General features: G+C 60.8%; 12 protein-coding genes and 1 other RNA gene. 7 read left to right on the top strand and 6 right to left on the bottom strand.

Translation table 11 applies throughout. From position 1 onward, the window contains the following. Nucleotides 1-22 precede the first annotated feature (22 nt). The 7 genes from J5M56_RS14085 to J5M56_RS14055 all read left to right on the top strand — a co-directional run bounded on the left by J5M56_RS14085 (nucleotide 23) and on the right by J5M56_RS14055 (nucleotide 7,996). Nucleotides 23-2,833 carry an FAD-binding and (Fe-S)-binding domain-containing protein gene (locus J5M56_RS14085; RefSeq protein ID WP_207937178.1) on the top strand — a complete coding sequence of 937 codons (2,811 nt, stop codon included), beginning with the start codon at nucleotides 23-25 and terminating at the stop codon, nucleotides 2,831-2,833. Between the two features lie 205 nt (nucleotides 2,834-3,038). Further along, nucleotides 3,039-3,335 carry a hypothetical protein gene (locus J5M56_RS14080; RefSeq protein WP_186478864.1) on the top strand — a complete coding sequence of 99 codons (297 nt, stop codon included), beginning with the start codon at nucleotides 3,039-3,041 and terminating at the stop codon, nucleotides 3,333-3,335. Between the two features lie 102 nt (nucleotides 3,336-3,437). Beyond that, nucleotides 3,438-3,829, top strand: a transfer-messenger RNA (tmRNA) gene (gene ssrA, locus J5M56_RS14075). A gap of 362 nt (nucleotides 3,830-4,191) precedes the next feature. Further along, nucleotides 4,192-4,434 (top strand): hypothetical protein, encoded by a 243-nt coding sequence (locus J5M56_RS14070; protein ID WP_207937195.1) that lies wholly within the window; start codon nucleotides 4,192-4,194, stop codon nucleotides 4,432-4,434. A gap of 111 nt (nucleotides 4,435-4,545) precedes the next feature. Next, entirely contained in the window at nucleotides 4,546-4,815 is a 270-nt protein-coding gene (locus J5M56_RS14065) for a DUF3077 domain-containing protein (protein WP_207937177.1), read from the top strand. 904 nt (nucleotides 4,816-5,719) lie between these two features. Further along, entirely contained in the window at nucleotides 5,720-6,103 is a 384-nt protein-coding gene (locus tag J5M56_RS14060; protein WP_060480014.1) for a nucleotide pyrophosphohydrolase, read from the top strand. Nucleotides 6,104-6,127: 24 nt separating this feature from the next. Next, complete coding sequence (locus J5M56_RS14055) at nucleotides 6,128-7,996, top strand: DUF2075 domain-containing protein (RefSeq protein WP_207937176.1); 1,869 nt, start codon at nucleotides 6,128-6,130, stop codon at nucleotides 7,994-7,996. A 65-nt stretch (nucleotides 7,997-8,061) separates the two neighbouring features. Here the strand turns inward: J5M56_RS14055 and J5M56_RS14050 are convergent, their stop codons facing one another. The 6 genes from J5M56_RS14050 to J5M56_RS14025 all read right to left on the bottom strand — a co-directional run bounded on the left by J5M56_RS14050 (nucleotide 8,062) and on the right by J5M56_RS14025 (nucleotide 13,508). Then, entirely contained in the window at nucleotides 8,062-8,802 is a 741-nt protein-coding gene (locus J5M56_RS14050; RefSeq protein WP_207937175.1) for a GyrI-like domain-containing protein, read from the bottom strand. 140 nt (nucleotides 8,803-8,942) lie between these two features. Continuing rightward, nucleotides 8,943-10,892, bottom strand: coding sequence for a response regulator (locus J5M56_RS14045; RefSeq protein ID WP_207937174.1), 1,950 nt, complete (start codon nucleotides 10,890-10,892; stop codon nucleotides 8,943-8,945). After that, complete coding sequence (locus J5M56_RS14040) at nucleotides 10,882-11,745, bottom strand: ATP-binding protein (protein ID WP_186478827.1); 864 nt, start codon at nucleotides 11,743-11,745, stop codon at nucleotides 10,882-10,884. Before J5M56_RS14040 ends, J5M56_RS14045 begins: the two co-directional genes overlap by 11 nt. Further along, complete coding sequence (locus J5M56_RS14035) at nucleotides 11,738-12,748, bottom strand: ATP-binding protein (protein ID WP_207937194.1); 1,011 nt, start codon at nucleotides 12,746-12,748, stop codon at nucleotides 11,738-11,740. The genes J5M56_RS14040 and J5M56_RS14035 overlap by 8 nt, the downstream gene beginning before the upstream one ends. Further along, nucleotides 12,745-13,149 (bottom strand): anti-sigma regulatory factor, encoded by a 405-nt coding sequence (locus J5M56_RS14030; protein WP_207937173.1) that lies wholly within the window; start codon nucleotides 13,147-13,149, stop codon nucleotides 12,745-12,747. Before J5M56_RS14030 ends, J5M56_RS14035 begins: the two co-directional genes overlap by 4 nt. Next, entirely contained in the window at nucleotides 13,146-13,508 is a 363-nt protein-coding gene (locus J5M56_RS14025; RefSeq protein WP_060479435.1) for an STAS domain-containing protein, read from the bottom strand. The genes J5M56_RS14030 and J5M56_RS14025 overlap by 4 nt, the downstream gene beginning before the upstream one ends. Nucleotides 13,509-13,511 lie beyond the last annotated feature (3 nt).

The following is a 13,511-nucleotide window of genomic DNA, read 5'->3' as shown; positions in this document are numbered from 1 at the left end:
CGCGGCCCCGTGAGGAGATTGCATGAGCCTGCCCGCTGCGTTTCTGCGTGATGCCGAGCGCCTGATCCCGGCCGAACGCCGTTTCGACGACCCAACCTCCACCTTGGCTTTCGGCACCGACGCCAGCTTCTACCGGCTGATCCCCAAGCTGGTGGTGCGCGTGGAAAGCGAAGACGAAGTGGTGGCGCTGCTGCAACTGGCCCAGCGCGAGCGCGTGCCGGTCACCTTCCGCGCCGCTGGCACCAGCCTGTCTGGCCAGGCTATCAGCGACTCGGTGCTGATCGTGCTGGGCGACAACTGGAATGGCCGCGACATCCGTGGCCAAGGCGAGCAGATTCGCCTGCAACCCGGCGTGATCGGCGCCCAGGCCAACGCCTGGCTAGCACCCTATGGGCGCAAGATCGGCCCTGACCCGGCCTCGATCAATGCCTGCAAGATCGGCGGCATCGTCGCCAACAACGCCAGCGGTATGTGCTGCGGCACCGCGCAGAACAGCTATCACACCCTCGCCGGCCTGCGCCTGGTACTGGCCGATGGCACTCGCCTGGACAGCGAAGACCCGGCAAGCGTCGCGGCCTTCGAAAGCAGCCACGCCGAACTGCTCGAAGCCCTCGCCCGCCTAGGCCGCGAAACCCGCGCCAACACCGAACTGGCCGCGCGCATCCGGCATAAGTATCGGCTGAAGAACACCACCGGCCTGTCACTCAACGCCCTGGTGGACTACGACCAACCGCTGGATATCCTTCAGCATCTGTTGGTCGGCTCGGAAGGCACCCTGGGCTTCATCAGCGCCGTCACCTACAACACGGTGCCCGATCACCCTCACAAGGCCAGCGCCCTGCTGGTATTCCCCAGCGTGGAAAGCTGCTGCCGCGCCGTCACCGTGCTCAAGCGCCAGCCCGTGTCCGCCGTGGAGCTGCTCGACCGCCGCAGCCTGCGCTCGGTGCAGAACATGCCCGGCATGCCAGTATGGGTCAAAGGCCTATCGGGCAATGCCTGCGCACTGCTGATCGAGTCCCGCGCCGCCAGCCAAAGTCTGCTGCACGAGCAACTGCACCAGGTAATGGCCTCGATCGACGATTACCCGCTGGAACAAAAAGTCGATTTCAGCGAAGACCCAGCCGTCTACAACCAGCTGTGGAAGATCCGCAAAGACACCTTCCCCGCCGTCGGTGCCATTCGCCAAACCGGCACCACGGTAATCATCGAAGACGTCACCTTCCCCGTGGAGCAGCTGGCCGAAGGCGTCAACCGCCTGCTCCAGCTGTTCGACAAGCACCGCTACGACGAAGCGATCATTTTCGGCCACGCCCTTGAGGGCAACCTGCACTTCGTCTTCACCCAAGGTTTCAACAGCCCCGAAGAAGTCGCCCGCTACCAGGCCTTCATGGACGACGTAGCGCAGCTGGTGGCGGTGGAGTTCGGTGGCTCGCTCAAGGCCGAGCACGGCACCGGCCGCAACATGGCGCCTTTCGTGGAGCTGGAATGGGGCGCCGATGCCTACCAGCTGATGTGGACGCTCAAGCGCCTGCTCGACCCCAACGGCATTCTCAACCCCGACGTGGTGCTAAGCACCGACCCCGACATTCACCTGAAAAACCTCAAGCCCCTGCCCGCTGCCGACCCCATCGTGGACAAGTGCATCGAGTGCGGTTTCTGCGAACCGGTCTGCCCCTCCAAAGGCCTGACCTTGAGCCCCCGCCAGCGCATCGTGATGTGGCGCGACATCCAGGCCAAGCAGCGCGCCGGTATCGACACCCGCGCCCTGCTGCAAACCTACCAGTACCAGGGCATCGACACCTGCGCCGCAACCGGCCTGTGCGCCCAGCGCTGCCCGGTTGGCATCAACACAGGCGAGCTGGTGAAAAAACTGCGCAGCCAGGCCGCGACCCATGGCAAAGCCGCCGACTGGCTGGCCGAGCATTTTCAAACAGCCCTGGCTGGCGCGCGCTTCACCCTCACCGCCGCCAACACCGCCCGCAAACTGCTCGGCGCGCCGCGCCTGGCCAGCCTGAGCGCCACGCTGAGCAAAGCCAGCAAAGGCCGCCTGCCCCAGTGGTCGGCTGCCATGCCACAGCCGCTGCGCACCCCGGCAGTGGGCCCAGCGAGCAACGACGCCCGCCCCCGCGTGGTGTACCTGGCCGCCTGCGTATCCCGGGTGATGGGCCCTGCCTACGCCGACCGCGAGCAAAGCTCGCTGCTCGACAAAACCCGCGCCCTGCTGGAAAAAGCCGGTTACCAAGTGGTGTTCCCCGACAACGCCGATAGCCTCTGCTGCGGCCAGCCGTTCGCCTCCAAGGGTTACCCCGAACAGGCCGAGCACAAACGCCAAGAGCTGATCAACGCCCTGCTGCACGCCAGCCGCGGCGGCCTGGACCCGATCTACTGCGACACCAGCCCCTGCACCCTGCGCCTGGTGCAAGACCTGGGTGAAACCCGGCTAGACCTGTACGACCCGGTGCGCTTCATCCGCACCCACCTGCTCGACAAACTGGAGTTCACCCCCCAGCAAGCGCCAGTGGCCGTGCACGTGACCTGCAGCACCCAGCACTTGGGCGAAAGCCAGGCCCTGATCGACCTGGCACGGCGTTGCAGCACACAGGTGGTGATCCCCGAAGGCATCCACTGCTGCGGCTTTGCCGGCGATAAAGGCTTCACCACCCCCGAGCTGAACGCCCACTCGCTGCGCAGCCTGAAAGACGCCGTGCAATATTGCAGCGAAGGCATCTCCACCAGCCGCACCTGCGAAATCGGCCTTTCCAGCCACAGCGGCATCGACTATCACGGCCTGGTTTACCTGGTAGACCGCGTCACGCGCCCACGCAGCCTTTAACCCCCCAGGCCGCACAGTAACCCGCCCCCACCACCGGTGGGGGTGGGCTGACCCGTGAACACGGGCAACGCCCGCGCCATCCCATTTATTTCGCCGCCCAATCCACTTCCAAAGCCAAAAGCCATCACTGCGATTGAACCCTCGCCAAACCGCAGCAGTCCACCTTTACAGGCCCACTTCCCAGCGGCCATTAAAGGAGACACCTATGAAAGGTACCGCGCTTTCGGCCCTCTTCGCGGCCGCAACCCTCCTGGCCTCGCCGGTTTTCGCCGCCGATGACCTGTGCACCACCAACCTGCAGAAGATCGACGACAGCATGGCTACCGCGGGCGCTACCGCTGAAGGCCTGGACAAAGCCCTGACCGAACAGGTCGACAAAGCCAAAGCCGCCCAGGCTTCTGGCGACACGAAAGAATGCATCGCCATCACCAGCAAGGTACTGCTGCGCCTGGAAAAGACCGAGAAAGGCAGCGGTTCGGCTGGCGGCGGCGGCGGCGCCTGAAGCTAGACAGCGCGGGCAACAGGACCAGCTGTCGACGTTGCCCGCGCAATGGCGTATACTCCGTTTCACGTGCCGTAAGGTACGTTAGCCAAGAGCTAGTGTGGGGCCGATCAGGATTCGACGCCGGTAGCGAAACTCTAGGTGCATGCCGAGTTGGTAACAGAACTCGTAAATCCACTGTTGCAACTTTCTATAGTTGCCAATGACGAAAACTACGAGGGCTACGCTCTCGCTGCGTAAGCAGCTGAGCCCGCTCTCCTGGTAGCTTCGGCTCCAGCAATCATCAGGGGATGCCTGTAAACCCGAAATGATTGTCATACAGAACAGGATCGTCGTGTAGCACGTTGGGGGCAAAGCGACTAAAACTTACCCAACTCATCCAAAGCACCCTGCCCGTCGGGCGGCTGCGGATTAAATCAGTAGACACGGCTAAGCATGTAGTACCGACAGCGGAGTACTGGCGGACGGGGGTTCAAATCCCCCCGGCTCCACCAAATCCGAAGAAGAAGACGCCCCAGGGCGTCTTTTTTTATGCCTGTCATCTGTCAATTGCGTAACACCCTGTTACGGTCAAAATCAGATTTCACCCCTATCTTGTAGGGCATTTCCCAAAGATACTCCCAGCCATTGTGGTGTTCAGGGCTAGGTACTAGTGTCGGCCTGTCGTTGCGCGCAACGGCCGGCATTGACAGGCCGCCCTGAACACACCACATGGCTTTGCTTTTTTATGGCAGCTGTCATGGGGCACCTCGTGTGCGCCGGTTTGGTCTGTTCCCGGTCTGTCAACCCATGCACAGCTGCCGCCTTTCTGTTTGACAGCAGAGCGGTGGTGGCCCCACTCGAACAGGCCAAGACCATACTGAAGATCGTTCCCGACCCACCCCACCTTCTCCATTTCCTTGAAGGCAAACTGATACTGGCCGCCGACTCAGCGCCATGCGCAGAAGCCGTCGCGCAGCGGGCCATGCTGATGCAGCCCAAGTCGCCTGTGTCGGCATTGATCATGACCTCGATGCACGAGCCCGATGCGTTGCGCAAATTGCTCGAAGCCGCGCTTGTTCAGATTCAAAAGCCCAGCGAGCCGCGGACGCAGCACTGATCCGCAAAAACCGCTGCCTGGTCTTGCACTCGTACAGTCATGGATCGATGTGCGCCCAGCTTGGCTGCGATTGGCTAGGCCAGGCATCTACAACTTCAGGGAGATTACCCAATGGCCATTGATGAAACCTGTTTCACCGTCGGCAAAACAACGTTCTTTCAAGGGGAGGAACGAACCCACCCACTCTTCCGCGTCGAGGCTGGCATCCCCTGCCAGGCAGCTCGTGAGCAAGCGTCTGAATTAATGGGCTATGTGCGCGACTTGAGCATTGACGGGTTGATGGAAGACAAGCCCCAACTGCTGTGGGCATCCTACTATCTCAGCGCATTGGCCAAGGCCCTATTGGATGATGCCGAGTTGGGGATGGCGAAAGCTTCTTGATGGCCAGGGGCCGCGAAGCGGCCCTAACAATCCTAGGTGCCAACACAAACTTTTAGCGGAGCTCGCTGATCGTCGAGACCCGACCACAAACAGCGAAATGGGGCAACCTATTTGGTTGACGCTGAACAGGCTAATGATTGTTTTTGGCCAAATCGGAGCCGCTGCTGCAACGGCACGGGCAACCGACTTAAATCATCGGCCGGGATAGCTTTCTCAACCCACCGAGATGAGCCTGGGCGATGAATATCAGTCGTAATCAGGCTTCTGTATGAGATGGTTATTCCAACGGGCAAAGCACTTTGACCGCTTTTCACGCCCCCAAGACTGCTGAATTTCTGTCCTTGGTCGGGTTTATCCACAGGCGTAGAACAGCCCGTGCAAAGGTTGCCGCTGACAGCACCCCAGGTGACCCGAGCTTTCAAGGTCACGCCGCTCCCGCGGTGGTTCTCCCCAAGGGCGATTCGCATCCGGCAGCTCGTACAGTCACCTCCCCGGTGATAGATGCTTTTACACATATAGCGCTCGTGCGCCAGATACACCGTATCTCGCTGCCCTGCAGCAACCTGACGGCGGTATTGTCCGCCTATTTTGAGTGGAAGCGATCCTCTTTATCGCAACGGTTGCCATGGGCCAACGAAGCTCTAATCCCATATCTTTCAAGGCGAAGGTCGTGCAGGAATGCCTACAACCAGGCGCCACACTGCCCTCAAGTCCGTGTAAACAATTAAACGGCGTTGCGACGCTGCTGCCATTGCAAAACGGCAGATAGCGAACATTGGTGAGCAATCCGGCCGGCAGCCATCAGGCGAAAAATCAAAAAAATCTGCGGACACAGCAAAAACTCTTACAATCCAAGGCCGGATTTCCTACATATTTCCCCCACCGACGCCCAAGAGATAACTCCGTGAGTGACTCAGACAGCTTATCCGCGCCACTGGTTGACGTAGTGAAGCTTGCCGCATCCCTTCAGCGCTTCGCAGATGATCGCGACTGGCAGCAATTCCACTCTCCCAAAAATCTCATCCTTGCTCTCACTGGCGAGGTAGGCGAGCTGTGCGAGATTTTCCAATGGATGAGCGATGCCGACTCGATCTCCGCCGCAACAGATCCCGAAATCGGCCAAGCCGTGAAGGACGAGCTGGCGGACGTACTGATGTACCTGGTTCGCCTAAGCAGCGTGCTCGGCATCGACCTCAACGAGGCGGTGACACGGAAACTCGCTTCTAACGGCCAGAAGTACCCCGTAGATAAAGCCAGAAGCACCAGCAAAAAGTACGACCGACTCTGACCAACACGCACCTAAGGACAACCCGTGATCGTTTACGCTGCGACCAAACAGCAATTTCTTAAAGACAACGATAACGATGACATTGAGGAGGTGATCCTCAGGCATTACAAGGAAGCTACAGGCAAGAACGTTGCGTCCTCGGAAATCAGGTCGTGGCAAGGGTCCCTAACGTACATGGCCAAGGTCCTTAGAGATGAGGGGCTGCCGAGCGATGCGGGCCTGGCCATCGAATTGCACATTCCGCAGTCGTCGAAGCGAATCGACTTTCTACTTACCGGTCGCGACGAAAAACAGGCAAAAAAGGCCGTACTTATCGAGCTGAAGCAATGGAGCAAGGCCAACGCCACGACCAAAGACGCCATCGTCAAAACAGCGCTGGGTGGCGGCCTCATTGAGACCATTCACCCGTCCTATCAGGTATGGTCCTATGCAGCGCTGTTGGAAGGCTTCAACGAGGCGGTGTACGACAAAAGCATCGAAATCCGTCCGTGCGCCTACCTCCATAACTACGTCAGCGACGGGGTCATAGATTCAGCCCACTATGAGCCCCACATCAGCAAAGCTCCGCTGTTCCTGAAAGGCCCGGAAGAGCTTAGTAAACTCAGAACTTTTCTGAAAAAGCACATAAGTCATGGCGACAACAAAGAGGTGCTGTACGAGCTGTCCGAAGGAAAAATTCGCCCATCCAAGGCGCTAGCCGAAGCCCTCGCGGGGTTGATGAAAGGCAAACCCGAGTTCGTATTGATTGACGATCAGAAAGCAATTTTTGAGTCGGCGCTTGCGGCGGCAAGCGAGGCTTCGGACCAAGCACCCAAGGTGATGATCATCGAAGGTGGACCGGGCACCGGGAAGACTGTCCTGGCCATCAATCTGCTGGTGAAGCTCACCGAATTGAAGCTGATGAGCAAATACGTCTCCAAGAATGCCGCCCCTCGCAAGGTCTACGAAAGCAAACTGGTTGGCACCCTCAAGCGCAGCCATTTCTCGAATTTCTTTTCAGGCTCTGGGGCATTTATCGACACTGAGCCCAACACATTCGACGCGCTTATCGTGGACGAAGCTCACCGGCTGAATGAGAAAAGCGGGCTTTATGGAAACCTTGGGGAGAACCAGATCAAGGAGCTGATTGACTCAGCGAAATGCTCCATTTTCTTCATTGATGAGGACCAGCGCGTAACCTTGAGCGATATCGGCAGCAAGCAGGCGATTCGCGCCTTTGCGAAAGCCAAGGGTGCTGTGGTTGAAGAACACGTGCTGTCTTCGCAGTTTCGCTGCAGTGGTTCTGACGGTTACCTGGCATGGTTGGATGACACGCTTGGAATTCGCTCGACGGCAAATCCGACCCTTGAGACTCAAGAGTACGAATTTAAGGTGTTCGACTCACCTCGGGCGATGCATGAAGCAATCAAAGAAAAAAACCACGGAAACAAAGCTCGTGTGGTCGCGGGCTATTGCTGGCCTTGGTTGAGCAAGAAAGACCCAACTGCTGCTGATATCGTGATTGGCAACTATAAACGCCAATGGAACCTGGATCAGGATGGCAGTCTATGGATCATCGCTGAGAACTCCATCGAGCAGATTGGCTGCATTCATACTTGCCAAGGTTTGGAAGTCGACTATATCGGGGTGATTATCGGACCAGATCTGGTCGTACGTGACGGTCAGGTAGTGACCTCTCCAGAGCAGCGCGACAAGCACGATAAGTCGATTCGCGGCTGGAAAAAAATGATGAAAGAGCAACCCGCCCTCGCGAAAAGTGAAACAGACCTGATCATCAAAAACACGTACCGAACGCTGATGACAAGGGGGATGAAGGGTTGCTACCTGTACTGTACTGACAAAGAGACCGCGCAATACTTCGAGAGTCGGCTTAGCCAACACGGCAATCATTGAAGGTCAAAGCCTCAACAGCCAAGGCCACTCCCAAAACCCACCATGGGAGTGGCCCCGCCCTCGCCCTACCTCAACGGCACATAGATATCCGTCTCACATTCCTCCACCGGCCTCTGCGGAAAAACACTCAAATACTCAAAAAACAACGGTTGATCCCTGAGCTCTTCCCCACTCCCCGGCAACCAGTCGCGATAAATCGGATAAATACTCTCGCCAATATGATCCGGCGACCCCACATGCCGCACCACCGCACACCGCCCCGCAGGTATCACCCACTCGCGAATTCCATATTCATTCGGCGCCAAGTCCCCCTTTATCTCGCCACAGATATCAAAGCGAAACGCCTGGGCTGGCGTGGTATCCGGGTTGCCGTAGGGAATGCCGAAGGTGCGACTTTCACCCACTGGCGACTGCCCACTGGCCATCCGCCACTGAATGAACTGCTCCACGGTCTGGTCCAGCTGTGCAGGCGGGCCTTGGTGTTCCAGTGCGGCGACGCGCACTTGGGCAAAGTCGACGATACGAGGGTGCATGGCATTGCTCCTGGTGAAATGAGGAATGCTGAAAAACGCATGCCAGGTCTGCCAGTTCGGCTGTTGCCTGAACGTGCTGGGGGCCATGCCGAAGTCTCTGCGAAAGGTGTAGTGCTGTTCACTTAAGCCTGGAGGCTTGGCGTGAGCTCTTCGGTGGAGCGCAGATCGAGCACCGCGCGGGCGGCGCTCGATCTCACAGGCGCTAAAAGGCTCAAATTGAACCCCAAAAAAACCCGACACTAGATCACCGGTATCGAATTTTTTCGACCCCATGCCTGGACTCAAATGCTTAAGTGAACAGCATTACTGCGAAAGGCGGGGCTGTCGAAGCCGGCGTCCAGGAAGACGTCCAGTATGGTGCATCGCCCACCCCGGAGCGGGGAAGCCTAGCCGAGCTTGCTCAGTTCCGGGGGTTACTGGCGCTCAGCCCCAATCGCTCGGCGCACCGTGCCCAGCAATTCGCTCAGGCGGAAGGGTTTTACCAGCATATCCATGCCCTCGCCCAAGAACGCCTGGCGGTCACGCGCTTCGTCGGCGTAGCCGGTCATGAACACCACCGGCAGCGCGGGCCGGCAAGCGCGGGCCAAGTCCGCCAGTTCGCGGCCGCTCAGGGTGGGCAAGCCTACGTCGGTCAGCAGCAGGTCTGGGCCAGGCTCCTGGCGCAGGTGCTGCAGTGCCTCATCCACAGTCGAGGCCAGGGTGCAGCGGTAACCGGCATCGGTCAGGGCCTCGGCCACCGATACGCGCACCGAGGCCATGTCCTCGACGATCAGCACATGCTCGCCATTGCCTTGCGCGTCTTCTGTGGCTTCGCGGTGTGGGGCCGTGGCGGCGGATTGGGTGGCGGGCAGCATCAGGGTGACTTCGGTGCCCTCGCCCGGCACGCTGCGCAGCGCCACATGCCCACCCGACTGGCGGGCGAAGCCGTAGATGGTCGACAGGCCAAGCCCGGTGCCCTGCCCCACCGGCTTGGTGGTGAAGAATGGGTCGAAGACCTTTTCCAGCAGCTCAGGCTCGATGCCGCAGCCGTCGTCACGGACGGTGACCGCAATATAGGCCCCGTCGCGCAGGTTCAGGTCGCCGTAAACCTGTGCCATGCAGGTCGACACCCAGATATGCCCGCCCTTGGGCAGGGCATCGCGGGCGTTGATCACCAGGTTGAGCACGGCGCTTTCCAGTTGCACCGGGTCCACCAGGGCGATGGTGGATGAGCTGGAAAGCTCGAGAATCAGGGTGATGCGTTCGCCGATGGTGCGGGTCAGCAAGTCTTCCAGGGAATGCACGTGCTGGTTGACGTCCACCGGGCGGGTGTCCAGCGGCTGCTTGCGGGCGAAGGCCAGCAGCCGATGGGTCAGCGCGGCAGCGCTGCTGGCTGAGCTCAGCGCCGCTTCGATGTACTTGGGGACCTTTTCCGTGCGGCCCTCGGTAACCCGTTTGCGAATCAGCTCCAGGCTGGTGATCACACCGGTCAGCAGGTTGTTGAAGTCATGGGCGATGCCGCCGGTAAGGCTGCCCAAGGCATCCATCTTCTGCAGTTGCAGCAGCAAGGCTTCGGTGCGGGCGCGTTCCGCCACCTCTTTGGCCAGCTGGTTGGTGGCGTCGTCCAGGCGGGCCAGGTGAAAGCGCTCGCGGTGGCGGTGCTCGGTCACATCTTCGACGAACACCAGGCACAGGCCAGGCGTGCGGTAGGGTGACAGTTGCCACTCGGTGTCGCGGGGCTGGCCGTTCACCAGCATGCCCAGTTGGCCTTTCCAGCGCGCACCTGCGCCGATGTGCTCGCGCAGTTCGCACAGTGCCGCATCCTGCTGCGGGGCAAAGCAGTCGCGCAGGTAATCGGGCTGGTGGTTGTCTTGTACCAGCTGGGAAAAGGCATGGTTGCACTCATGCACCCTGAGCTCGGCATCGAGCACGGCGATCGGCGCCGACACACCGCGGAAAATTTCCTGGAAGCGCGCTTCGCTTTCACGCAGTGCCCGTTCGCTGTCACGCACCCGCAGCAAGGTACGCAGAGTGGCCAGCAATACGTCCGGGTCCACTGGGTGGATCAGGTAGGCATCGGCGCCGGCGTTCAGGCCGGTGATGATGTCACCGCTCTGGATCGACGCCGCCGACACGTGAATCACTGGCAGCAAGGCGGTGCGCTCGTTGTCGCGCAGCAGGCGCACCACATCGAAGCCGCTCATGTCGGGCAGGTTGACGTCGAGGATCAGCGCGTCCAGGTGCTGCTCACCGATCAACGCCAGCCCCTCGCCGCCGGTGCCGGCTTCGAGCACTTGGTAACCCTGCGCAGTCAAGCGTCGGCGCAAGGCATAGCGGGTGGCTGTGTTGTCGTCGACGATCAGCAGGCGCAGGTCAGCTCTCATCGGCATTCTCCTGGGCCAGTGCCAGCGGGATGGTCACATGGAAGCACGAGCCTACTCCGGGCTCGCTGGTCACGCCCACTTCACCGCCGAGCAAAATGGCGAAGCGTTTGCACAGTGACAGGCCCAGCCCGGTGCCGCGCAGGCGCTTCTGCAGCGGCGAATCGACCTGGGCGAAGTCCTCGAACAGGCTCCCGAGCAGCTCTTCAGGTATGCCGATGCCGGTGTCGCTGACGGCGAAGCGGATCTTGTCTTCACCCTGCAACTGAGCCGATACGCGCACCTCGCCACGGGAGGTGAACTTCAACGCGTTGGAAACGAAATTGCGCAGTATCTGCGCCAGCTTCTTGTCGTCGGTGTAGAGCCTGGGCAGGCCTACCGGCTCTTCGAAAATCAGGTCCACCGCACCGCCTTCGACGATGGGGCGGAACATGCCGCGCAGGGCGGCGAACAGGTCGAGCATGTCAAACCAGGCTGGGGAGATGGAAATGCGCCCGGCCTCGATCTTGGCCAGGTCCAGCAGGTCGTCGACCATGTCCGACAGCTCGCGGGTGGCAGTGCTGACGAATGCAACCTGGCGGTGCTGCTCTTCGGACAAAGGGCCGTCCAGCTCATCGGCCAACAGGCTGGTGATGCTCAGGATCGAGCCCAGCGGTGTGCGGAACTCGTGGCTCATGTAAGACAAGAAGCGGCTCTTCAGGTCAGAGGCCTGGCGCAGCTGCTGGGCCTGAATGTCCAGCTCGGCATACAGCGCCAGCACGCCCTGGTTGGTCTCTTCCAGCTCGGCGCGCAGCGCTTCGTTTTCGGCTTGCAGGCTGGCAACCAATGCCGCCTGGTCGGTAGCGGGTTCAGCCATAGGTGGGCTCCAGGTCGACGACCAGCACTGCTACATCATCCCGCCCTCGGCAGAAATCACGGTGCAGCACGGTCGCGATGACGGCCGGGTGGCGATGCACCAGGCCCGGGTAGTCGTCGAGTTTCCAGCGCGACTGCAAGCCGTCACTGTACATGACCAGCAAATTGCCATTCACCTGAGCGTAGTCGAACGCCTGCGCCTTGCGGTACTGGTTACCGACAATGCCTGGGTGTGAGGCCAGGCCACGGGCGTGCACACCGCCCACCAGGCTGGCACCGATGTTGCCGATGCCGGTGAAGGTCAAGCGGCTATTGCTAGTGTCGTGCTGGGCAATGGCCACAGCGCCGCCGCGGGTGCCGGCCATCGCCTGGTGCAGGCGCTCGATCAGCAGCAACGGGGTTACGAACGGGTCGGCGGCGAAAGCCTGGGCGCCTGCGTGGGCTGCCGCTTCGGCGTCCGGGCCGTGACCCAGGCCGTCCACCATCAGGGCGCTGAGACGGTTGCCATCGATCGCCACGTGCCAGGTGTCACCGCAGGCCGGGTCATCGTGCAGGGCATGGTGACTGACGCCGATGCGCAGGTCAGCACAGGCGCTGTTGCGTGGGTAAACCCGCGCCAGAATCACCGAGCCGCGCTGGTCGGTGTACACATCGAACACCTGGGCCAGGCGCGCGATGGCGCCAAGGCCGATGCCTTGGGTGCCGCCCGTGGAAAACCCGTCTGCCAGGCAAGCTGTGGCATCGAAACCCTGGGCGCGGTCCACGGCCAGCAGTTCGATACCAACCCCGTTGGCGACTGGCAGCGCTCGCAGGTGCAGCTCGCCGCGCTGGGCGTGCTTGAGCACGTTGCTGCACAGCTCTGTAGCCAGCAAGGCCACACGCCCAGCGTCTTCATCGTAGAAACCGTGATGCTGCGCCATTTTTTGCGCCGTGCGCCGGGCATGGCCAATCTGGCTGCTGTCTTCGAGGGGCAGCACTAGCGTACAGCTGCCTTGAATGCTTATGCCCATCGCGTGATCGTCACCCGTGTGCCCTGGCCGGGTGCGGTATCCAGTTCGAACTCATCCACCAGCCGCCGGGCGCCGGTCAGGCCAAGGCCCAGGCCGTTGCCGGAGGTCCAGCCATCGGTCAGGGCCAGCTTGATGTCGGGAATGCCGGGGCCCTCATCGCGGAACACCAGGCGCAGGCCGGTGCGCCCCGGCTCTTGCAGTACTTGCCAGTCCATGTCGCCACCGCCGCCATACACCACGGTGTTACGCGCCAGTTCGCTGACGGCGGTGACCAGTTTGGTCAGGTCGACCAGGCGCATGCCGCACTCACCGGCAAGCTTGCGGGTGAGCTGACGAGCCAGCACCACATCCTGCTCGATACGTACCGGCAGGGTGCCACTTTGCTCGGCGTTCATGTGCGCCTCACTGTCTGGCTCAAGCGCTGCATGCCGCGTTCGACGTTCAGCGCGGTGCTGACACCCGGCAAGGTCAGGCCCAGCTCGACCAGGGTGATGGCCACTGCCGGCTGCATGCCCACCAGCATCACCTGGGCATCCATCAGCCGCGACAGGCTGGCGATGTCGGCGATCATCCGGCCGATGAACGAGTCGACCATGTCCAGTGCAGAAATGTCGATCAACAGCCCACGGGCCGAGGTGCTGCTGATGCGGTCGGTCAAATCGTCCTGCAAGCGCATGGCCAGTTCGTCATACATGTCGACCTGAATGGTCACTAACAGGTATTCGCCCATTTGCAGAATCGGGATGCGTTCCATGGC

Source organism: Pseudomonas sp. 51_B, from assembly GCF_017491595.1.
GTDB classification, from domain to species: Bacteria; Pseudomonadota; Gammaproteobacteria; order Pseudomonadales; family Pseudomonadaceae; genus Aquipseudomonas; species Aquipseudomonas promysalinigenes.
The sequence above is the reverse complement of the archived record's forward strand: the minus strand, read 5'-3'. Positions and strand labels throughout refer to the sequence as shown.

Coding starts and splice junctions, on each gene's coding strand:
- J5M56_RS14085 (WP_207937178.1), top strand. CDS start 23: ATGAGCCTGCCCGCTGCGTTTCTGCGTGATGCCGAGCGCCTGATCCCG.
- J5M56_RS14080 (WP_186478864.1), top strand. CDS start 3,039: ATGAAAGGTACCGCGCTTTCGGCCCTCTTCGCGGCCGCAACCCTCCTG.
- J5M56_RS14065 (WP_207937177.1), top strand. CDS start 4,546: ATGGCCATTGATGAAACCTGTTTCACCGTCGGCAAAACAACGTTCTTT.
- J5M56_RS14050 (WP_207937175.1), bottom strand. CDS start 8,802: ATGGGGTCGAAAAAATTCGATACCGGTGATCTAGTGTCGGGTTTTTTT.
- J5M56_RS14045 (WP_207937174.1), bottom strand. CDS start 10,892: ATGAGAGCTGACCTGCGCCTGCTGATCGTCGACGACAACACAGCCACC.
- J5M56_RS14040 (WP_186478827.1), bottom strand. CDS start 11,745: ATGGCTGAACCCGCTACCGACCAGGCGGCATTGGTTGCCAGCCTGCAA.
- J5M56_RS14030 (WP_207937173.1), bottom strand. CDS start 13,149: ATGAACGCCGAGCAAAGTGGCACCCTGCCGGTACGTATCGAGCAGGAT.
- J5M56_RS14025 (WP_060479435.1), bottom strand. CDS start 13,508: ATGGAACGCATCCCGATTCTGCAAATGGGCGAATACCTGTTAGTGACC.